The 18,596-nt window shown below is 66.1% G+C and carries 19 protein-coding genes and 1 tRNA gene; 10 read left to right on the top strand and 10 right to left on the bottom strand.

Going from position 1 to position 18,596, the window contains the following annotated elements; genetic code table 11:
• The first annotated feature begins 50 nt into the window (after nucleotides 1-50).
• Nucleotides 51-284: a phosphoribosylformylglycinamidine synthase subunit PurS gene (purS, locus tag GQY20_RS03045; protein ID WP_157215547.1), complete on the top strand. Its 234-nt coding sequence runs from the start codon at nucleotides 51-53 to the stop codon at nucleotides 282-284.
• 4 nt (nucleotides 285-288) lie between these two features.
• Entirely contained in the window at nucleotides 289-954 is a 666-nt protein-coding gene (purQ, locus tag GQY20_RS03040) for a phosphoribosylformylglycinamidine synthase subunit PurQ (protein WP_157215546.1), read from the top strand.
• A 121-nt stretch (nucleotides 955-1,075) separates the two neighbouring features.
• On the opposite strand, the gene GQY20_RS03035 is transcribed toward purQ, so the two are convergent.
• On the bottom strand, nucleotides 1,076-1,816 hold the full coding sequence (locus GQY20_RS03035) for a queuosine precursor transporter (RefSeq protein WP_232475861.1): 741 nt from the start codon (nucleotides 1,814-1,816) through the stop codon (nucleotides 1,076-1,078).
• 72 nt (nucleotides 1,817-1,888) lie between these two features.
• On the opposite strand from GQY20_RS03035, the gene GQY20_RS03030 reads away from it, so the two are divergent.
• The 4 genes from GQY20_RS03030 (at nucleotide 1,889) to GQY20_RS03015 (ending at nucleotide 6,095) form a co-directional block, all read left to right on the top strand.
• A tRNA-Arg gene (locus GQY20_RS03030) sits at nucleotides 1,889-1,965 on the top strand.
• 304 nt (nucleotides 1,966-2,269) lie between these two features.
• Nucleotides 2,270-3,016, top strand: a complete 747-nt coding sequence (locus tag GQY20_RS03025) for a glycine zipper domain-containing protein (RefSeq protein WP_157215545.1) — start codon at nucleotides 2,270-2,272, stop codon at nucleotides 3,014-3,016.
• Nucleotides 3,017-3,313: 297 nt separating this feature from the next.
• On the top strand, nucleotides 3,314-5,692 hold the full coding sequence (locus tag GQY20_RS03020; RefSeq protein WP_157215544.1) for a TonB-dependent receptor: 2,379 nt from the start codon (nucleotides 3,314-3,316) through the stop codon (nucleotides 5,690-5,692).
• A 112-nt stretch (nucleotides 5,693-5,804) separates the two neighbouring features.
• On the top strand, nucleotides 5,805-6,095 hold the full coding sequence (locus GQY20_RS03015; RefSeq protein WP_157215543.1) for a hypothetical protein: 291 nt from the start codon (nucleotides 5,805-5,807) through the stop codon (nucleotides 6,093-6,095).
• A 76-nt stretch (nucleotides 6,096-6,171) separates the two neighbouring features.
• Here the strand turns inward: GQY20_RS03015 and GQY20_RS03010 are convergent, their stop codons facing one another.
• The 3 genes from GQY20_RS03010 to GQY20_RS03000 all read right to left on the bottom strand — a co-directional run bounded on the left by GQY20_RS03010 (nucleotide 6,172) and on the right by GQY20_RS03000 (nucleotide 8,491).
• A complete protein-coding gene (locus tag GQY20_RS03010) occupies nucleotides 6,172-7,614 on the bottom strand; it encodes an AMP nucleosidase (RefSeq protein ID WP_157215542.1) in 1,443 nt (480 codons plus the stop codon).
• Between the two features lie 110 nt (nucleotides 7,615-7,724).
• Entirely contained in the window at nucleotides 7,725-8,027 is a 303-nt protein-coding gene (locus GQY20_RS03005; RefSeq protein WP_198350816.1) for a hypothetical protein, read from the bottom strand.
• Nucleotides 8,024-8,491: a DUF983 domain-containing protein gene (locus tag GQY20_RS03000; RefSeq protein WP_157215540.1), complete on the bottom strand. Its 468-nt coding sequence runs from the start codon at nucleotides 8,489-8,491 to the stop codon at nucleotides 8,024-8,026. The genes GQY20_RS03005 and GQY20_RS03000 overlap by 4 nt, the downstream gene beginning before the upstream one ends.
• An 89-nt stretch (nucleotides 8,492-8,580) precedes the next feature.
• Here GQY20_RS03000 and GQY20_RS02995 point away from each other — a divergent pair, with 89 nt between their 5' ends.
• Both GQY20_RS02995 and GQY20_RS02990 read left to right on the top strand, forming a co-directional pair.
• Nucleotides 8,581-9,954 (top strand): aminotransferase-like domain-containing protein, encoded by a 1,374-nt coding sequence (locus GQY20_RS02995; RefSeq protein ID WP_157215539.1) that lies wholly within the window; start codon nucleotides 8,581-8,583, stop codon nucleotides 9,952-9,954.
• A gap of 78 nt (nucleotides 9,955-10,032) precedes the next feature.
• Entirely contained in the window at nucleotides 10,033-10,335 is a 303-nt protein-coding gene (locus GQY20_RS02990; protein ID WP_157215538.1) for a putative quinol monooxygenase, read from the top strand.
• Nucleotides 10,336-10,421: 86 nt separating this feature from the next.
• On the opposite strand, the gene GQY20_RS02985 is transcribed toward GQY20_RS02990, so the two are convergent.
• Together GQY20_RS02985 and GQY20_RS02980 are read right to left on the bottom strand one after the other, a co-directional pair.
• Nucleotides 10,422-10,964 (bottom strand): nuclear transport factor 2 family protein, encoded by a 543-nt coding sequence (locus GQY20_RS02985; RefSeq protein WP_157215537.1) that lies wholly within the window; start codon nucleotides 10,962-10,964, stop codon nucleotides 10,422-10,424.
• Complete coding sequence (locus tag GQY20_RS02980; RefSeq protein WP_408641050.1) at nucleotides 10,939-12,759, bottom strand: ribonucleoside-diphosphate reductase subunit alpha; 1,821 nt, start codon at nucleotides 12,757-12,759, stop codon at nucleotides 10,939-10,941. The genes GQY20_RS02985 and GQY20_RS02980 overlap by 26 nt, the downstream gene beginning before the upstream one ends.
• 538 nt (nucleotides 12,760-13,297) lie before the next feature.
• Between GQY20_RS02980 and GQY20_RS02975 the strand changes: the two genes are divergently transcribed.
• A complete protein-coding gene (locus GQY20_RS02975) occupies nucleotides 13,298-14,080 on the top strand; it encodes a DUF2189 domain-containing protein (protein ID WP_157215535.1) in 783 nt (260 codons plus the stop codon).
• Between the two features lie 308 nt (nucleotides 14,081-14,388).
• Here GQY20_RS02975 and spt read toward each other — a convergent pair whose 3' ends face one another.
• On the bottom strand, nucleotides 14,389-15,591 hold the full coding sequence (spt, locus tag GQY20_RS02970; protein ID WP_157215534.1) for a serine palmitoyltransferase: 1,203 nt from the start codon (nucleotides 15,589-15,591) through the stop codon (nucleotides 14,389-14,391).
• A 2-nt stretch (nucleotides 15,592-15,593) separates the two neighbouring features.
• Nucleotides 15,594-15,836, bottom strand: a complete 243-nt coding sequence (locus tag GQY20_RS02965) for an acyl carrier protein (RefSeq protein WP_157215533.1) — start codon at nucleotides 15,834-15,836, stop codon at nucleotides 15,594-15,596.
• Nucleotides 15,837-15,925: 89 nt separating this feature from the next.
• On the opposite strand from GQY20_RS02965, the gene GQY20_RS02960 reads away from it, so the two are divergent.
• Nucleotides 15,926-16,462, top strand: coding sequence for a Pycsar system effector family protein (locus GQY20_RS02960; RefSeq protein WP_232475860.1), 537 nt, complete (start codon nucleotides 15,926-15,928; stop codon nucleotides 16,460-16,462).
• Here GQY20_RS02960 and GQY20_RS02955 read toward each other — a convergent pair whose 3' ends face one another.
• Together GQY20_RS02955 and GQY20_RS02950 are read right to left on the bottom strand one after the other, a co-directional pair.
• Entirely contained in the window at nucleotides 16,463-17,206 is a 744-nt protein-coding gene (locus GQY20_RS02955; protein WP_157215532.1) for a glutathione S-transferase family protein, read from the bottom strand.
• A 56-nt stretch (nucleotides 17,207-17,262) separates the two neighbouring features.
• Nucleotides 17,263-18,591, bottom strand: coding sequence for a dihydrolipoamide acetyltransferase family protein (locus GQY20_RS02950; protein WP_157215531.1), 1,329 nt, complete (start codon nucleotides 18,589-18,591; stop codon nucleotides 17,263-17,265).
• Nucleotides 18,592-18,596: the final 5 nt, after the last annotated feature.

Raw genomic sequence — 18,596 nt, 5'->3', positions numbered from 1 at the left:
CGGGGGGGCCATAGGGGCGCCAGTTTCTCGACCATGCGCAGGAAGTAGCGATGAAGACGCGCGTCTATGTCACGCTCAAGGGCGGCGTGCTCGATCCGCAGGGCAAGGCGATCCATCATGCGCTGGAAGGCCTCGGCTTCTCCGGCGTCAACGATGTGCGCGCCGGCAAGCTGATCGAGCTCGATCTGGAGGACGGCGTCGCCGAGGCCGACATCGATGCGATGTGCCGCAAGCTGCTCGCCAACACCGTAATCGAGAATTACCGCATCGAGCGGGGGAGCTGAGCCCATGCGCAGCGCCGTGATCGTCTTCCCCGGATCGAACTGCGACCGCGATCTGGCGGTGGCGATCCGCGACGTGACGGGCCGCGAGCCGGCCATGGTCTGGCATCGCGAGACCGAGCTGCCGGCCGATATCGGCCTCATCGCCCTGCCCGGCGGCTTTTCCTATGGCGACTATCTGCGCTCCGGCGCGATGGCCGCGCGTTCGCCGATCATGCGCGCCATCGCCGACGCCGCCGGCCGCGGCGTGCCGGTGCTTGGGATCTGCAACGGCTTCCAGGTGCTCACCGAGGCGGGGCTGCTGCCCGGCGCGCTGATGCGCAATGCCGGCCTGTCCTTCGTCTGCCGCGACGTGTCGCTGACCGTCGAGACCAGCCAGTCTATCTTCACCAACCGCTATTCGGCTGGGGAGGGAATCCGCATTCCCGTCGCCCATCACGACGGCAACTACCAGGCCGACGCCGCGACGCTGGACCGGCTCGAGGGCGAAGGCCGCGTCGCCTTCCGCTACGCCGAGGAGGTCAACGGCTCGGCGCGCTCGATCGCCGGGGTGATCAACGAGACCGGCAACGTGCTGGGCATGATGCCGCACCCGGAGCGTCTGATGGAAACCGCGCAGGGCGGCACCGACGGCCGCCGGCTGTTTGAGGGGCTGCTCGAAGCCGTCGCTTGATCGGCCGCCACGCGCGCGCCTTATGGTGCAACAGTGGCGGCATGAGGCATGGGGCGATACGCGTGATATCGGGCGCGTGATATTGGCCGAGCTTCTGCGCTGACGGCCTTTCGAGCGGCGGTCAGAGCTTCGCGCGGAACGGCGTGAAATCGGTGCCCTCGTCATAAACGTCGAGCCCTTCGCGGCGCTTGAGCCCGTTGACGACGAGATAGGTGACCGGCGTCAAGATCACTTCCCAGCTCACCTTCAGCACCCATTGGGTGACGAGCACCTTGAACACCAGGCCGGTCGTCCAGCCGGCGGCGCCGAGGAAGGCGAGCGGATAGAAGATCAGGCTGTCCACGCCTTCGCCCGCGATCGTCGATCCAATGGTGCGGGTCCACAGATGCTTGCCCTGGGTCATCAGCTTCATCTTCGCCATGACGAAACTGTTGACGAATTCGCCGGCCCAGAAGGCCGTCATCGAGGCGAAGACGATGCGCGGCACCTGCCCGAACACCTGCTCATAGGCGGCCTGTCCGCCCCAGTCGGGTGCCGGCGTCAATGCCACCACCACATAGCTCATGAACGCCATGAACAGGAGCGCGGCAAAACCTGCCCAAATGCATCGGCGGGCACGCGCATAGCCATAGACCTCGGTCATGATGTCGCCGAGCACATAGCCGACCGGGAAGAACAGGATGCCGGCGCCGAATGGCCAGGGCCCGATCCCCGGCAGCGTCACCTGCGCGACCTTGCCAGCGCCGAGCACGTTGGAGAGCAGCAGGATGGTGACGAACGCCGCCATGACGAAATCGAAATAGCGCAGCGGCCTGCCCGCCAGCTCCGCGGCCGTGACCGTCTGCAATCCCTGTTGGCTCAATTTTTCCTCCCCTTGGCGCACTGCAGCATCCTAGACCGCAGGATAGGATCCGCGCTAGAGCGCCCAAGGCGGGCGCCCGTAGCTCAGTTGGATAGAGCACGAGCCTTCTAAGCTTGGGGTCGCAGGTTCGAATCCTGCCGGGCGCGCCAATGTCCGTTGAGCCTCCGCGTCCGTGCGGACCAGCGCCCGCCTTGCTTTGCTCGCATCAGCTCGCACCGCCGCCGGCCATGCGCGCCGAACCGGTTCGAGCGGGCCGTCGACGTGGCGGTGGATTTCGATTAAATCATGTTCATTCAACGACTTTGGAACCAGCCGCCACGCCTTTCGTCGCCCGTTTCCGGTGACATTGGACAGCAGGCATTCATTCGTTCTGCCGAACATCGCCCGAGACCTGTCGTTTAGGGTTGGATGATGATGATCGGACAATTTCGGCGCCTGCTCCTTGCTGCCGGCATGAGCACGCTTCTTCCCTCAGCGCTCAGCGCGGCGCAGGCACAGCAGGCCGCCCCCTATGCAGAGCCGCCACCCGGCTACGACGATCAGGCGCCTCCGCCGGGATATTATCCGGACGACGGCAATCCGCCGCCGGATCAGCCGCCGCCCGGCTATGCTGGGCAGATGCCGATGGCTGCGCCGCCACCGCCGCCGCCCGGCTATGACGGCTCGCAGATCCCGCCGCCGCCGCCCGGCTATGCGCCCGGCCCCGATGACGACCGACAGGAAGCGCAGGACCGCGCCTATGCCGACTATACCCAGCAATGGGCGCAGGCGAATTGCGTCAAGGCGCACGCCAATAGCGAGGCCGCGGCGGTGCTGGGCGGCGCCGTCGGCGCCCTGCTCGGCTCCAGCGTGGCGGGGCGCCACGATCGCGGGGCGGGGGCGATCCTCGGTGCGGGCGTCGGCGCCGTGGGCGGTGCCGCCATTGCCGACAGCAGCGCCAGCCACGCCACGAGCCCCGGCTGCCCGCCGGGATATGTCGTTCGGTCGGGGGCGCCACCTTTCGCTTATGACGGCCCGGCCTATGTCTACGCCGCGCCCGACTGGTACGATCCCTGGCTCTTCTACGGCGGGGTCTGGACCTATCGGCCCTATCCCTATCATGTCTGGTATTATCACCATTATCGCTGGGGACGCCCGGGTTACCGGCCCGGCTATTATGGACGATATGGCCGACCCCACGGCTATTATCGCCATCGCTGATCCCGTCGTGGCGGGTGCCGGCCGGTAGCCGGACATCCGTCGCACCGATCGTTCTCTCTCCCGCCGCCCGAACGGCTTTCCCTCGGATCACGCCGTGGCTGCGGCCGCGCGCGATCCGGACGCTGCCGGATGCCAACATGAACAAAACTTAGTCTTGCGCACAGCTTTTCTCCATCAGCCGGCTTCCATGCGCACGGCCTCGGGTTCCGTGGCTGTCAATGCGTCACGCGATGCACCAGGGCAGCAACGAGGCGGACTATCTTGCGCGTGAGGGACGGATATCGGGATGTCGCGGCAATGCGCACATCCCATTGGGGATATGGCACCGCGCTGACGCTGATCTGCAGCCTCTCCGCCGGGATCGCCCAAGCCCAGACGGCAACTGCGCCTCCCAGGAGTCCTGCGAAGCTTTCGGCAGATGCCGCGGAAGCGGCCGAGAAAGCCGAGGAGGCCCGCGACGAGATACTCGTCACCGCGCAGAAGCAGCATGGCGCCGTCGCCACGCAGATTCCGCCCGAGGTCAATCTCAACTCCACCGCGATCCGCGCCCTCGGCGCCGCCGATCTGCAGGAGGTGTTCGAGGATCTCGCCCCGGAGATCAGGACCGGTGCCGAAGCCGGGAAGGCGGCGCCGACGCCGATCGTGCTGGTCAATGGGCAGCGCATCGCCGGCTTCTCCTCGATCAAGGATCTGCCACCGGAGGCGATCCGCCGCATCGAGATCTTTCCGGAGAAAGTCGCGCTGCAATATGGCTATGGTGCCGACCAGCGGGTGGTGAACGTGGTGCTGCGCAGCAACTATCATGCGCTCACCCTGCTCGGCCGCTACACGATCGCGCCGGACAATTGGCGCGGCATCTATCGCGCCAAGGCGGACCTGGTCCGCATCGGCGAGAACGCCCATTGGAGCCTTGATCTCGATTATCGCCACGAGGATCCGCTGTTCGCGGACACGACGCTCGCCGGGCCGCCGGGCTCGGCGGAAGCGGCCGCCGCCGTTCCCGCGCATACACTCGCCATGCAGGGCGATCATCTGACGATGAGCGGCGATGCGGAGCGCAGCTTCGGTGCGATCACCGCCGAACTGACCGGCCGCGTGCAACTCGATGCGCTGCAAAGCCGGCCGGGCCTCGCCGACGAGGACGGCGCGCTGCTGGAACAGGAAGGGCTTTCCGATCTGATCGCCGGCCCGCTGAAGCGTGTCGACCGCACCGTGGATGCAGGCACCAATCTGACGCTGAACGGCACGCTCGAGAGCTGGCGCTGGTCGTTCATCGGCGCGCTCGAAGAATCCACGCGCATCACTCGCACCGGTGATACCGCAAGCGCGGGCGGGTTCGACACCATATTGCTGCCTTCGCCGACGCTGCTCGGCAAAAGCTGTTCCGATTCGGATCCCGAATGCGTGTCGACCACCACGCGCACGGCCAGCGGTGATTTCTATCTCAACGGCAAGCTGTTCCCGCTGCCCGCCGGCGACGTTACCGCCGCGCTGCGGGCGGGCTTCGCCTTTTCGGGCCTGCACAGTGAATCGCCGCCCGCCGGCCAGGCGACGCGGCTCACGCGCAACGAGGGCAATGCGCGGGCGAACCTCGATATCCCGCTGACCATGCGCAGCGCGCCGATCGGCAAGCTCACCGTCGGCATCAATGGCGAGATTCATCAGCTTTCCGATTTCGGCACGCTCTCCACGATCGGATCCACCGTCGAATGGTCGCCCGTCCGGCCGATGAATATCCTGGCTTCGGTCAGCCGCGCGGAGCAGGCGCCGAGCCTGATGCAGCTCGGCGAAGCTACACTCGAAACGCCGGACCTGCGCGTTTTCGACTTCGTCAACGACACCACCGCCCTCGTCCGCCATATCGAGGGCGGCAACCCCGGTCTCGAGCGCCAGACCTCCAGGATCGGCAAGCTGCGGGTGCAGATCAGCCCGATCCGCTCCACCGACCTCACTCTGTCCGGCGAATATACGATCGAGCATATCCGCAATCCGATCGTCGCGCTCACCGCGGCGACCGAGGCTGCGATGGATGCCTTTCCCGATCGCTTCGCCCGTACCGATCGAGGCTATCTGACCGCCATGAGCGTGACCCCGGTCAACCTCGACCGGCGCGATCGCCAGCAGATCCGCTGGGGCCTCACCTATTCCACGCCGTTCGGCGCGACGCGGAAGGCCAAGGACGGCTCGCCAACCCGCAACCAGTTCCAGATCGCGCTCTATGACACATGGCGCATTCAGGACCAGGTCGTGCTGCGAAATGGCGAGTCGCGGCTCGACCTGCTGAACGGCGACGTGATCAGCGACATGGGCGGCACGCCCACCCAGCAGATCGATCTTCAAACGACGGTCTCCACCGCTGCGTGGAGCGCGGACATCAACGCCGAGTGGCAGACCCACACCCATGCCGATACCGGCGTGCTGGAGCAGGGCCGGATCACCTATTCGCAGGGGATCACGCTCAACCTGCGCCTGCAGATCAACCTGGCCAGGCAGCGCTGGCTCACCGGGCTGCTCCCCTGGCTGCGCGGCAATCTCAACCTCTCGGCCGACAATCTGCTGGGAGCGCATACCAGGGCGCATGATTCGAGCGGCACGGTGCCGCTCGCCTACACCGAATCCTATCTCAACCCGACCGGGCGGACCTTCCGCATCACCTTGCGCAAGCGCTTCCGCTGAGCGCGCGGAACTGGTCCGTTGCGCCTTCGCAACGGCAGAGGTGTGGAACGCACTGGGCGAACGGCGGGTTGGACGATAGACTTTCGCTTCCTGTCCTCAACGGAGATTGCCCATGTCGCATGAACAGCCGCTCCCGGAACAGGCGGTCTCGCCCTATCCCCGGGATGCCGACGCGCAGGCGAGTGCCAAGGAAGAGGCGCTGACGGCGGCCGGCCTGGACAAGAGCGATGGTGCCGGGCGCGGCAAGATCATCGGACTCGCGGCCGCCGGCGCGGCGATCGGATCGGCTGCCATCGCCGCCGCGTTGCTCTACTATAACCGTTCGAACAAGGGCGAGAAGGACAAGACCAAGCCGAAAGCGAAGCGCGCGTCCCGCCGCAGCGAGCCCGCGAACGAGGATTGAGCGCCTGCTTCGCTCCCTTCCTTCGAGGGAGGTGAGAATAGCGTTCGCTCCGCTGCCACCAATCACCCGGCATGGCCTACCGGAAGGGTGGCTCGTCGAAAGCGCGCAGCTTGCGGCTGTGCAGGCGGTGGCCGGTGCGGCGCAGCTCGTCGATCGCCGCGATGCCGATGCGCAGATGCTCGCTGATCGCCCGTTCGTAGAAGCGATTGGCCTGGCCGGGCAGCTTGATCTCGCCATGGATCGGCCGGTCCGAGACGCAGAGCAGCGTCCCGTAGGGCACGCGGAAGCGATAGCCCTGGGCGGCCAAGGTCGCCGATTCCATGTCGATCGCCACCGCCCGGCTCTGGCTGAAGCGTAGCGCCGAGCGGGTGTAGCGCAGCTCCCAGTTGCGGTCGTCGGTGGTCACCACCGTGCCGGTGCGCAACCGGCGCTTGAGCCGCTCCTGCGTCTCGCCCGACACGGCCTCCGCGCCCGCGACGAGCGCGAGCTGCACCTCCGCGATCGCCGGGATCGGAATCTCGGGCGGGAGCACATCGTCCAGCACATGGTCGTCGCGCAGATAGGCGTGGGCGAGCACATAGTCGCCGATCCGCTGGCTCGGACGCAGGCCGCCGCAATGGCCGATCATCAGCCACACTTCCGGCCGCATCACCGCGAGATGATCGGTGATCGTCTTGGCGTTGGACGGGCCGACGCCGATATTGACCAGGGTGATGCCGGAGCGGTCGGGCGCGACCAGATGATAGGCCGGCATCTGGTGCCGCCGCCAGGCGCTGTCGGTGATCGCCTCGTCGGGATCGGCGCCGGGGCCGAGCTCCAGCCCGCCGGAGCAGCTGAGCAGCCGATACGGCCCGTCCGCCGAGAGCTGCGAGCAGGCCCAGCGGACGAACTCGTCGACATAGCGGTGATAGTTGGTGAACAGGATGTACTTCTGGATGTGGCCGGACGGTGTGCCGGTGTAATGGCGCAGCCGCGCGAGGCTGAAATCGGCGCGCTGCGCGTCGAACAATGCAAGCGGGCGGGGCTCGTCCGGGGCGTCCCACAGGCCGTCGACCACCTCGTCGCCGATCTGGCTCAGCATCGTCGAGGGGAAGACCCGGCCGATGTCGACCGAGGCGGCGCCGCTCAGATCGATGCCATGTTCGGCGTCCAGCACATAGGGATAGGGGATTTCCTGGCGGCTGTGGCCGACTTCCAGCCGCACGTCGAAATCGGCGAGGAGGAAATCGAGCTGCTCGGTCAGATATTCGCGGAAGAGCGACGGTTGCGTGATGCTGATCGCATAGAGGCCCTCGCGGGTGAGCCGCGCATAGGAGCGATCGGGGTGATCGGCGGGGCCGTTGCCCGAATAATGGAGCCGGAGCTCGGGATAGGCGAAGGCCCCGGCCGCGCGGGCGGCGCTGTCGGGCCGTTCGCCGGTTTCGACATAGCGGCGCAGCGCGGCGCGGAGCCGATCCACCGATGCCGTATAGAGCCTGTCGAGCTGATCGACGATCGCCGCGCTATTCTGGTCCGTCATCGCCGGGATCGCCGCTCGCCCTGTTCCGATTATCGGCCGCGACCGGAATCGCAGCACCGGGCGTCACCGTCCCATCCGCGAGGCGCTTCGTCAAATCGGATGTGCCGCGCTCAGCGCGTTGCCGCGGCCTTCAGCGCGGCGCGCGCCATCGCGCCGCGATCGTCGGCCGCCGGGGCCGTGCCGTCTTCCAGATTGTCCCAGAAATCCGGATCGGCATAGGCGGCAAGCGTATCGAGCAGGCTCCGCTGCCGGCGCGCCTGTGCTTCGAGCAGCGCCAGCGCGATACGCACCTCGGCGAAATCGTCGCCATGTCCGGACAAGACGATCTCGGCCTCGTGGCGATAGCCCCGATCGATGAACATGCGGCCCGCCGCGCGGCGCGCATCGTCGACGAAGGCAGCCGAGTTGCTCACCATTGGCGCTCCGGCACGGCGACGGCCGGGCCGGCCGGGCCATAAGGATACCAGGGCTCGGCGATCCGGCCCTCGCCCGCCTTGAAGAAATATTGGCTGCAGACCAGCCACCCCTTGAGCGGACGGAGCGGCAGCAGGCAGGTCAGCAGCAGGAAGGGCAGCGTGGTGAACAGATGCACCCATGTCGGCGGATCGAACTTGATCTGCAGCGTGAGCGCGAACACCACCGCCGGCACGCAGCCGAAGCAGATCACGAAGAAGGCCGGCCCGTCTGCAGGGTCGGCAAAGGCGTAGCTCAGCCCGCATACCTCGCATTCCTCGCGCAACGTCAGGAAGCCCTTGAAAAGATGCCCCTCGCCGCAGCGGGGGCAGCGGCCGCGTATGCCGGTCTGGATCGGCTCGCGTTTCGGCCATTCGCGCTCGCTCGCCTCGGCCGCCTGATCGGTGACTGTTTGTTGTGGCATCGGACATGTCCTTCCCGCGAAATTCATTGGCCACAATGTATGTATAATGTATGGATACAATCAACCATACATAGACAGGGTATCGATCCATGCAAAACTGGCTGCCGCGGCTCGACGGCCACCCCGGCCCCAAATATCTCGCCATAGCGGAGGCGATCGAGCAGGCGGTGCGGACGGGCGCGCTGCGGCCGGGCGAGCGACTGCCGCCGCAGCGCGATCTGGCGGCGCAGCTCGATGTCGACCTGACGACTGTGACGCGCGCCTATGGGATGGCGCGCGATGCCGGGCTGATCGAAGGCGCGGGCCGGCTCGGCAGCTATGTGCGAAACGGCGCGGATGCGCCGCCGCCGGCAGACGAGGCGGATACCGGAATGAACATGCCGCCGCAGCCTGGCTTCGCGCTTTTGCCCGAGGCGATCCGCGTCGGCACGGCGACGCTGCTGCGTGCCGGCGGCCAATCGCCACTGCTGCAATATCAGCCGGCCGGCGGCAGCGCGCACGACCGGCGGCAGGCGGCAGCGGCGCTCCACGCGCGCGGCATCCCGGCCAGCGAGGACGAACTGCTGATCACCGCAGGCGGGCAGAACGCCCTGCATGCCATTTTCGGAGCGACGCTGGCACCGGGCGACACCGTGCTGGCCGGCCGCTATGCCTATCCCGGCATGCTGGCGCTCGCCGCGCGCTTCGGCCTGCGCGTCGTGCCGCTGGAGAGCGATGGCGAGGGCCTACTGCCCGAGGCGGTCGACCGGGGCGCCGCGGATGGCGCCAAGGCGCTCTACCTGGTGCCGACCAACGACAACCCGACCACCGCCACCCTGCCGCTCGACCGCCGCGAGGCGATCGCCGCGATCGCCCGCCGCCACGGGCTCACGATCATCGAGGACGATGCCTATGGCCAGCTGCCCGCGGCGCCGCTGCCGAGTTTTGCAGCGCTCGCGCCGGAGCGCAGCTGGCACGTCGCCAGTGTCTCCAAGATCATCTCGCCGGTGCTGCGCGTCGCCCATGTTCGCGCGCCTTCCGCCCGCGATGCCTGGCGCCTGGCCGCGGACGTGCATGAAACGGCGGTGATGGCGCCACCGCTCAATGCCGCGCTGGTTACGCTATGGATGCGCGACGGCACCTTCGCCGAGTTGGTGCAGGCGGTGCGCGCGGAAGGCATCGCCCGCCAGCGCATCGCCGCACATCATCTCGCCGAGACGGACTATTCGGCGCATCCGGAGGGTTATCACATCTGGCTGAGGCTCGGCGGCGCGATCAGCGCGGCGGAGCTGGCCTCGACAGTGCGGCCGGCCGGTCTCTCGATCGTGCCGGGCGAAGCCTTTGCGGTGCGCAAGGGCGAGGCGGCGCCTGCCGTGCGCATCTCGATCGGCGGGGCGATCGATCATGAGCGACTGCGCCGCGCGCTCGCGCGGCTGGAGGCGCTGCTGCAGCGTGAAGCAGCGCGCGGGCAGGCGGTGGTTTAGGGAAGGGGGAGACCATGCTCTGGCCTCGACCGATACCGACATGATAGGCGGCGGCATCACCATTGCTGGAGCTGCCGCATGAGCGTGAACGAGATCGCCCATATCCGCATCGCACCCGAAAATCGGGAGAGCTTCGAGGCAGCCGTGGCAGAGGCCGTGCCGCTGTTCCGCGCGGCGCAGGGGTGCCGCGGGATGCGGCTCGACCGGTCGATCGAGGAGCTGGGCGCCTATATGCTGGTCGTCGCCTGGGATACGGTCGAGGACCATATGGTCCATTTTCGTGAATCTCCCGCCTTCGATCAGTGGCGCGGGCTCGTGGGCGGCTATTTCGCCGCGGCTCCGCAGGTCGGCCACGTCGAGACGGCGGTGGCAGGTTTCTAGCGCGACTTCGAGGCAGGTGGACTCGCCTGCCGGCTTGCAATCGCGGTATCACAAGCCGCTGCGGTGCGCGCCCGGATACGCTTCGGTCAGGCGGGATCGCCGGGTGCGGATTCGACTTCCATGACCCGTTCCGCAAAACGCCAGATGCCGTCGGCGCCGCGGACAATGCGATCGCGATAGCGGCCGAAGGAGAGGATTTCGCGCCGCCCTTCGATCAGATCGATACGCAGGAAATAGCTTTCCGCCGTCGCGTCATCGCCATCGATCGTGATTTGCGGATCGACCACGACATGCTTGTGCCAGGCATTCGGGGCATAGGTGTGGGTGGCGATGAAGCCCGCCAGCGCCTCGGCGCCTTCCACCCGGAAACGGTCCGCCGCGAGGATGGCGTGCGGGAAAGCCTCGGCCATCGCCGGCGGCACGCCGCAGCGGAAGATCAGCTCATAGGCGCCGTCGGAGGTGAAGGCCGCGACCCACTCGGCGTCGCGGCCATAATCGATCAGGTGACCATAGCGCTCGATGAGAGCGCGAACCGCCCGCTCATCCTCCAGAGCGGCCAGCCGCGCCGCGAGCGCGTCGATCGTGGTCATCGCCCGGCCCGCCTCACTGGCAGGCGAGGCATTCGTCATAATCCTTCGCCTCGACTTCGATCTGGCGAAGGTCCGGCGTGTTGTCCGCTTCCACTCCACCGGCGAAGGCGGCACGCTGTACCGACTTGGACCGCAGATAATAGAGCGACTTGATGCCCAATTCCCACGCCCGATAGTGGAGCATCAGCAGATCCCACTTGTCGACGTCGGCCGGGATGAACAGGTTCAGGCTGGTCGACTGATCGATATAGGGGGTGCGGTCCGCCTGCAGCTCGATCAGCCAGCGCTGGTCGATCTCGAAGCTGGTCTTGTAGCAGTCCTTCTCTTCCTGGGTCAGGAAGTCGAGATGCTGCACGGAGCCGCCCTTCTCCAGGATCGAGTTCCAGACGGCATCCGAATCCTTGGACTTCGCCTGCAGCAGCTTCTGCAGATAGACGTTCTTGATCGAGAAGCTGCCGGACAGCGTCTTGTGGGTGTAGATGTTCGCCGGGATCGGCTCGATGCAGGCCGATGTGCCGCCGCAGATGATCGAGATCGACGCGGTGGGCGCGATCGCCATCTTGCAGGAGAAGCGCTCCATCACGCCGCGCTCGGCAGCGTCGGGGCACGGCCCGCGCTCCGAGGCGAGCAGCATCGAGGCTTCCTCGGCCTTCTGCGCGATGTGGCGGAAGATCTTGAGGTTCCAGCTCTTGGCCATCGCGCCCTCGAAGGCGAGGCCGCGGGCCTGCAGGAAGCTGTGGAAGCCCATCACGCCGAGGCCGACCGACCGTTCGCGCTCCGCCGAATATTTGGCCCGCGCCATCTCGTCCGGCGCACGGGCGATATAGTCGGTGAGGACGTTGTCGAGGAAACGCATCACGTCCTCGATGAACTGCTTGTCGCCGTTCCACTCGTCCCAAGTCTCGAGGTTGAGACTCGAGAGGCAGCAGACCGCGGTGCGATCCTTGCCATGCTGGTCGCGCCCGGTCGGCAGCGTGATTTCCGAGCAGAGATTCGAAGTCGAGACCTTGAGGCCGAGCTCGCGATGATGCTTCGGCATCATCCGGTTCACCGTGTCGGCGAAGACGATATAGGGCTCGCCGGTCGCTAGGCGGGTTTCGACCAATTTCTGGAACAGCGCGCGCGCATCGACCGATCCGCGCTCGGAACCGTCCTTGGGGCTACGCAGCGTCCATTCGGCGCCATCGCGCACCGCCTCCATGAAGGCGTCGGTGATCAGCACGCCATGATGAAGGTTCAGCGCCTTGCGGTTGAAGTCGCCGCTCGGCTTACGGATTTCGAGGAATTCCTCGATCTCGGGATGCGAGATGTCGAGATAGCAGGCGGCCGAGCCGCGGCGCAACGAGCCCTGGCTGATCGCGAGCGTCAGGCTGTCCATCACGCGTACGAACGGAATGATGCCGCTGGTCTTGCCATTGAGGCCGACCGCTTCGCCGATGCCGCGCACCGCGCCCCAATAGGTGCCGATGCCGCCGCCGCGCGAGGCGAGCCAGACATTCTCGTTCCAGGTGTTGACGATGCCTTCCAGGCTGTCGTCCACCGAGTTGAGATAGCAGGAGATGGGCAGGCCCCGCCCGGTGCCGCCGTTCGACAGAACGGGGGTGGCGGGCATGAACCACAGCCGAGAGATATAATCGTAGATGCGCTGGGCGTGCGCGGCATCGTCGGCATAGGCCGAGGCCACGCGCACGAACAGGTCCTGATAGGATTCGCCGGGCAGCAGATAGCGGTCCCGCAGCGTCTCCTTGCCGAAATCGGTGAGCAGCGCGTCGCGGCCATGATCGACCTCGACCGGATATGGTTTCGCCAGCACGCCCCTGGAGGACACGCTCATCGCGGTATCCGCCTGGGCGGGCGGTGTCTCGATCATGGTGGCCACGTCGTTCGCGCTCACTTCACTGCTGGTGGAAAGGTCCATAACGCTACCCCTGTTCCTGTTCCGTTCAAACTGGGGCAGAGCCCCCCAACATAGTGCGCCGACAGCCACATTGCAGCCCGTGACATGCGTTTTTCCCCGCTTTCCACAGGGCAAAACGATACCCATCCACGAAACCGTGGGCCGGGAGGTGCTACAATGTCTAGGGTCGCCCCCTTGCTGCGAACACTAGACATTGTGCCTCAACCACAGCGGGGCGCAAGACGATAAATATGCTTGACGATACTCCATTCGTCGTAATTTCGATTCGCCTCATGGCCGCCCAGGCGGTGAAAACCCCCAAATTCCGGGCTAATTTCGCGCTTTGTATCCCGTATCGAAAGGCGTAATATTATCGCCTGTTCGCCGCCGGTCGTTCCGGAGGCCGAGCCCCGGCCCCGGCGGCATCGATCGCTGAGGACGGACCTGTGCCCGTCCGCGTCGAGGAGGGCTTGCCATGGCTCATACCGTACCGACCACCACCGATACCGTTCCGCACGTGCGCTCCATAGGGCTCGCCGATCTGCGATGGGCGCTGGCCGAAGGATGGTCCGATTTCAAGGAACATCGCGGCGATCTGCTGATGATCGGTTTCCTCTATCCGCTGGTAGGGCTGATGGCTGCCGCCTTCGCGCTCAACGGCACGCTGATGCCGTTGCTCTTTCCGCTCATCGCGGGACTCTCATTGATGGGGCCGACCGTTGCGGTCGGCTTCTACGAACTGGCGCGCCGGCGCGAGCAAGGGCTCGAATCGGGCTGGACCCATTTCCTCGATCCGTGGCGGGGCCCGGCGGCCAAGGAATTGCTCGTCTCGACGATCGCGCTGGCGCTGCTCTTCCTCACATGGCTCGACGTCGCGGCCCAGCTCTATCAGCACAGCTTCGGCTTCAACAACGCGCTGACCATCCAGGCCTTCCTGGCCGACATGTTCACCACTGCCGCGGGCTTGCAGCTCATCCTGTTCGGCAATCTCGTAGGCCTCGGCTTCGCGATCATCGCGCTCGCGGTGAGCGTGGTGACCTTCCCGATGCTGGTCGACCGGCCGGTGCCGGCTGCCACCGCCGCCGCCACCTCGCTGCGCGCGACGGTGCACAATCCGGCTACGATCGCGCTCTGGGGCCTGATCGTCGCGGCGCTGCTGGTGATCGGCAGCATTCCCCTGTTCATCGGTCTTGCCGTCGTGATGCCGGTGCTCGGCTACGCGACCTGGCACCTCTACACGCGGCTGATCGAGCGATAGGGACAGTGTAGTTGCGCCCCTCCCGCAAGGGCATGGGGATCGCTCATTATCTGGTCGCGCTTTTCGGCGTCATGCCAGCGGAAGCTGGCATCGCTCTCAACCGGCAGCCGGGGTGACCGTGGAGAGCGACCCCAGATTGCGCCGGGGTGACGAGGAAGAAAGCGCCAAATCAACGATGGACGAACGCCGTGGCGATAAGGAGGGGGTGCGAGGTCGGACTCCTCCGGTACCGGCATGTCCGCCATGTCGCCGCAAATTTCCTCCTGATCCCATTCCACAAGGAAGAGGTGGTGGTGGAAAAAAGCTCGCTACCCGATGCACCCCACGGCGCGGCCCGCGGCTTCGAACATGCCCAATATGTCGCCGACCTGCTCGTCCGTATGCTCGGCGCAGAGCGAGCAGCGCAGCAGGAACATGCCGGCCGGCGTGGCCGGCGGGCGGGCCATGTTGACGTAGAGGCCGAGCTCGAGCAGCGCCTGCCACATGCGCACCGTGATCTCCTGGTCGGGCAGGAGGACCGAGATGATCGCCGATTGTGCGGTCTCGGTGCCGAGCGTGAAGCCGAGCTCGCGCAGCCCGGCGTGGAGGCGGCGGCTGTTCTTCCAGAGATGGGCGCGCTTCTCGCCGGCATGCATGAGCTTGCGGATCGAGGTCGCCGCGGTCGCGACCACCGAGGGCGGCAGCGAGGCGGTGAACACATAGGGCCGGCAGACGAGGCGCAGCACCTCGAACTTGGGATGGTTGGAGACGCAGAAGCCGCCGACCGTGCCGACCGACTTGGAGAAGGTGCCGACGACGAAGTCGACGTCCTTTTCGACGCCCTGCTCCTCATAGACGCCGCGGCCGTTGGGGCCGAAGAAGCCCATGCCGTGCGCCTCGTCGACGAGCACCATCGCGCCGTGCTTCTTGGCGACGGCGACCATCTCGGGCAGCGGCGCGATGTCGCCGAGCATCGAATAGACGCCCTCGAGCACGACGAGCTTATGCGGCTCGGCAGGCAGCCGGCCGAGCCGCTTGTCGAGATCCTCGACGCTGTTGTGGCGGAAGCGGACGATCTCGGCATCGCCGAGGAAGCAGCCGTCATAGATGGACGCATGGCTGTCCGCGTCGAGGATGACATAGTCGCCCTTGCCCGCGATGGTGGAGATCATGCCGAGATTGGCCTGATATCCGGTCGAGAAGACGATGGCATGATCCATGTCGTAATAGTCGCGCAGCGCATCCTCGCAGGCTTTGTGGCCCTGATAGGTGCCGTTGAGCACGCGGCTGCCGGTGGTGCCCGATCCGAACTCGTCCAGCGCGCGCTTGCCGGCGGCGACGACGTCGGGATCGAAGGTCATCCCCATATAATTATAGGTGCCGAGCAGGATGGTCTCCTTGCCCTTGATCACCGCGAGGGTCGGCGATTTCACCTCGTCCATCACGATCGCGAAAGGATCGCGCACGCCCGTGTCCAGCAGCGCCTGCCGCTCCGCGATAAGCGGATCGAATTTGGAGAAGAGATCGCCCATGCTCAGCCTCGGAGCTTCTCGACCGCGTCGACGAGCTGGCCGACCGTCTCGATCTCGGCCTGCATGTTCATCGTGATGATGATGTCGAACTCATCCTCGATGGCGGCCACGAAATCCATCACCGTCAGACTGTCCCACTCCAGATCGCCCGCAAAGGTCGTCCCTTCGGCGAGCGCGATGCCCTTCTTGTTGAACGGCGCAATCTGCTCGGCGACTTTGGCGAAGATTTCTTGTCTGTCTGTCATGCGAGGGTCCTTAAGCGGTCGCGCCCGCCCTTGCCAAGCGATTGCGGCGGGAAAGCGGCCTCCGCTTGGCAAGACCGTAAAGCTCGGGCATGGCTGACGCCATGGCCGAGAGCGAGATTGAAGGGCCTAAGCCCATCGTATCGAACGCGATTCATCTGGTGCGCACGACGCAGCAGATTCACGTTCAGCTTTCCCAGATGGCGGACCAGAAGGCGAGCATCCTGATGGGCGCCACCTTCGTGGTGTTCACCATCACGATCGGCCAGGCGCGTGGCGCATCGACTCCGCTGCCCCTGCTGGTGCTCGGCGGCTTTTCCTTCTTCGCCGCGGTACTCGCCGTCCTGGCGATCATCCCGGCCGTCGGACCATCTTCACGCCGACCGATCAACCTCTTGTTTTTCGGTTCGTTTTCGCAACTCGACGAAGAAGACTATATCGATCGGATCGTCAACACGCTGGCGAGCGACGAAAGCGTGTGCCGCACCATGGCACGCGACATCTACCAGAATGGCCGGGTGCTGGCGGCCAAGAAATATCGCCTGCTCGGCTGGGCCTATCGCGTCTTCCTGGCCGGGCTGACCGCGAGTTTCGCCACCTTCATCGCGCATTATGCCGGCTGGATCTGATCAGCCGCCGCGTATCGCGCTCGCATAGTCCACAACCGGCGCATCGGCCGGGCGGACGAAGAATCGGTCGAGCTCCCGCGGCGTGGCGATGCGGATATCGTCGCGCGTCGGCACGTCGAAGGCCTCGGCGAAGCGCGCGGCGGACCGGGCGATCGCCGGGCGGGCGCCGATCCGCTCCGCCCAGCGCCCGAGGGCGGGATGATCCGCCGGCGAGAAGCCGTGCCGTTCCAGATAGAGCGCCCAGGGATAAGTGGCGATGTCGGCGATCGAATAGGCATCCCCGGCGATCCAGTCTCGCACCGCCAGGCGATCGTCGAGCAGCCGGTAGAGACGCTCGGCCTGGGCCTTGTAGCGCGCGGCCGAATAGGGCTCGCTGCCCGCCGGCAGCAGCGAGAAATGGGTGTGCTGGCCGAACATCGGGCCGATCGAGGCCATCTGCACCATCAGCCACTGCATCGTCTCGTAGCGGGCCAGGCCGGCGGCGGGAAGCAGGGCGCCGTGACGCTCGGCCAGGTAGAAGAGGATCGCGCCGGATTCGAAGATCGTCGCGCCCGCAGCGGAATCGACCAGCACGGGCACCTTGCCGAGCGGATTGAGCGCCTGGAAGGCAGGATCGAACTGCTCGCCCGAAAATACGCAGACATGGCGCAGCTCATAAGCGAGCCCGAGTTCCTCCAGCATGATGCCGACCTTGCGGACGTTCGGGCTGCCCATGCCATAGAGCGTGAGACTGTCTTGGGTCATGCCCGACTGGATAGAACAGGCCCGGGGAGCCGCAAACACCGTTATGGTGTGCGCGCTCAGTCCACGAAGAGCAGCGCTGGTGTTTCCAAAAGGCGTTTGAGGGCCTGGACGAAGCTGGCCGCATCCCATCCGTCGACGACACGGTGGTCGCAGGACATGGAGAGGTTCATCAGCTTCGCCGCGACGATCTCGCCGTCGCGGAGAATCGGCCGCTCGACGATCTTGTTGGGGCCGATGATGGCGACCTCGGGCCGGTTGATCACCGGGGTGGTGACGATGCCGCCGAGCGGGCCGAGCGAAGTGAGGGTGAGGGTGGAGCCGGACAGTTCCTCGCTCTTCGCCTTGCCGCCGCGCGCGGCTTCGGCGAGGCGGCGGATCTCGGAGGCGAGCTGCCAGATGTTGCGATCCTGCGCGTCGCGGATCACCGGGACCATCAGGCCGGCATCGGTCTGTGTCGCCATGCCGAGATGGACCGCACCATGGCGGGTGACCACGCCGGCCTCGTCATCGTAACGCGCATTGATCATCGGGAAGTCGGGCAGAGTCTTGCACAGCGCGACGATCAGCAGCGGCAGGAGGGTGAGCTTGGGCTTGTCGCCGCGGGTATCGTTCAGATCCTCGCGCAGCGCCTCCAGCTTGGTGACGTCGATTTCCTCGACATAGGTGAAGTGCGGGATGGCGCGCTTGGAGGCGGCCATATTCTCCGCGATCCGGCGCCTGAGGCCGATCACCTTCACGGTCTCGTCGGGGCGCGCCGCGGCAGCGGGGCGATAGCCCTGGTTGTAGGTGAGGAAGGCATCGAGATCGGCATGGCGCACATGGTCGCCATTCGCAGGCTTCACCTGCGCAAGGTCGATGCCGAGCGCCTTGGCGCGCGCGCGGACCGCGGGGGAAGCGAGGACCTTCTTCTGCTCCTTCTGCTCCCTCTCCCCTCCGGGGAGAGGTTCAAACAGCCCGGGATGGCTGTTTGAAGGGAGAAGGCCGGTTGTCACGGATTCAGGCGGCGCGGCTGACGTCGCCGTCTCTCCCCTCTCCCTGCCCTCTCCCCGCTGGGGAGAGGGTTTTGGGTCGGGATCCGGCTTCACCACCTGGGCGGCTTCGTTGGGCGCTACCTCGACGAGCGGTTCCTGAATCTCCGCGTCGCCCTCGATCTCGAACGCGGCAAGGACCGATCCGATCGCGATCTGGTCGCCGACCGCGCCGGCGATCGAGAGCACCTTGCCGGCGACCGGCGCGGTCATCTCGACCGTCGCCTTGTCGGTCATCAGGTCGGCGAGCGGCGCGTCTTCCTCCACCACGTCGCCCGGCGCGACGTGCCAGGCGACGATCTCGGCTTCCGCTATGCCCTCGCCGATGTCGGGCAGCTTGAATTCGAAACGGGCCATGGTCG

This window comes from Flavisphingomonas formosensis (assembly GCF_009755815.1).
GTDB classification, from domain to species: Bacteria; Pseudomonadota; Alphaproteobacteria; order Sphingomonadales; family Sphingomonadaceae; genus Flavisphingomonas; species Flavisphingomonas formosensis.
Note: the sequence above shows the minus strand (reverse complement) of the source record. Positions and strands in the feature narration are given on the sequence as shown.

Excerpts from the sequence above, each read along its gene's own strand:
- purS (WP_157215547.1), top strand. The coding sequence starts at position 51 with ATGAAGACGCGCGTCTATGTCACGCTCAAGGGCGGCGTGCTCGATCCG.
- purQ (WP_157215546.1), top strand. The coding sequence starts at position 289 with ATGCGCAGCGCCGTGATCGTCTTCCCCGGATCGAACTGCGACCGCGAT.
- GQY20_RS03025 (WP_157215545.1), top strand. The coding sequence starts at position 2,270 with ATGAGCACGCTTCTTCCCTCAGCGCTCAGCGCGGCGCAGGCACAGCAG.
- GQY20_RS03020 (WP_157215544.1), top strand. The coding sequence starts at position 3,314 with ATGCGCACATCCCATTGGGGATATGGCACCGCGCTGACGCTGATCTGC.
- GQY20_RS03015 (WP_157215543.1), top strand. The coding sequence starts at position 5,805 with ATGTCGCATGAACAGCCGCTCCCGGAACAGGCGGTCTCGCCCTATCCC.
- GQY20_RS03010 (WP_157215542.1), bottom strand. The coding sequence starts at position 7,614 with ATGACGGACCAGAATAGCGCGGCGATCGTCGATCAGCTCGACAGGCTC.
- GQY20_RS03000 (WP_157215540.1), bottom strand. The coding sequence starts at position 8,491 with ATGCCACAACAAACAGTCACCGATCAGGCGGCCGAGGCGAGCGAGCGC.
- GQY20_RS02995 (WP_157215539.1), top strand. The coding sequence starts at position 8,581 with ATGCAAAACTGGCTGCCGCGGCTCGACGGCCACCCCGGCCCCAAATAT.
- GQY20_RS02990 (WP_157215538.1), top strand. The coding sequence starts at position 10,033 with ATGAGCGTGAACGAGATCGCCCATATCCGCATCGCACCCGAAAATCGG.
- GQY20_RS02985 (WP_157215537.1), bottom strand. The coding sequence starts at position 10,964 with ATGACGAATGCCTCGCCTGCCAGTGAGGCGGGCCGGGCGATGACCACG.
- GQY20_RS02980 (WP_408641050.1), bottom strand. The coding sequence starts at position 12,759 with ATGAGCGTGTCCTCCAGGGGCGTGCTGGCGAAACCATATCCGGTCGAG.
- GQY20_RS02975 (WP_157215535.1), top strand. The coding sequence starts at position 13,298 with ATGGCTCATACCGTACCGACCACCACCGATACCGTTCCGCACGTGCGC.
- spt (WP_157215534.1), bottom strand. The coding sequence starts at position 15,591 with ATGGGCGATCTCTTCTCCAAATTCGATCCGCTTATCGCGGAGCGGCAG.
- GQY20_RS02965 (WP_157215533.1), bottom strand. The coding sequence starts at position 15,836 with ATGACAGACAGACAAGAAATCTTCGCCAAAGTCGCCGAGCAGATTGCG.
- GQY20_RS02960 (WP_232475860.1), top strand. The coding sequence starts at position 15,926 with ATGGCTGACGCCATGGCCGAGAGCGAGATTGAAGGGCCTAAGCCCATC.
- GQY20_RS02955 (WP_157215532.1), bottom strand. The coding sequence starts at position 17,206 with ATGACCCAAGACAGTCTCACGCTCTATGGCATGGGCAGCCCGAACGTC.
- GQY20_RS02950 (WP_157215531.1), bottom strand. The coding sequence starts at position 18,591 with ATGGCCCGTTTCGAATTCAAGCTGCCCGACATCGGCGAGGGCATAGCG.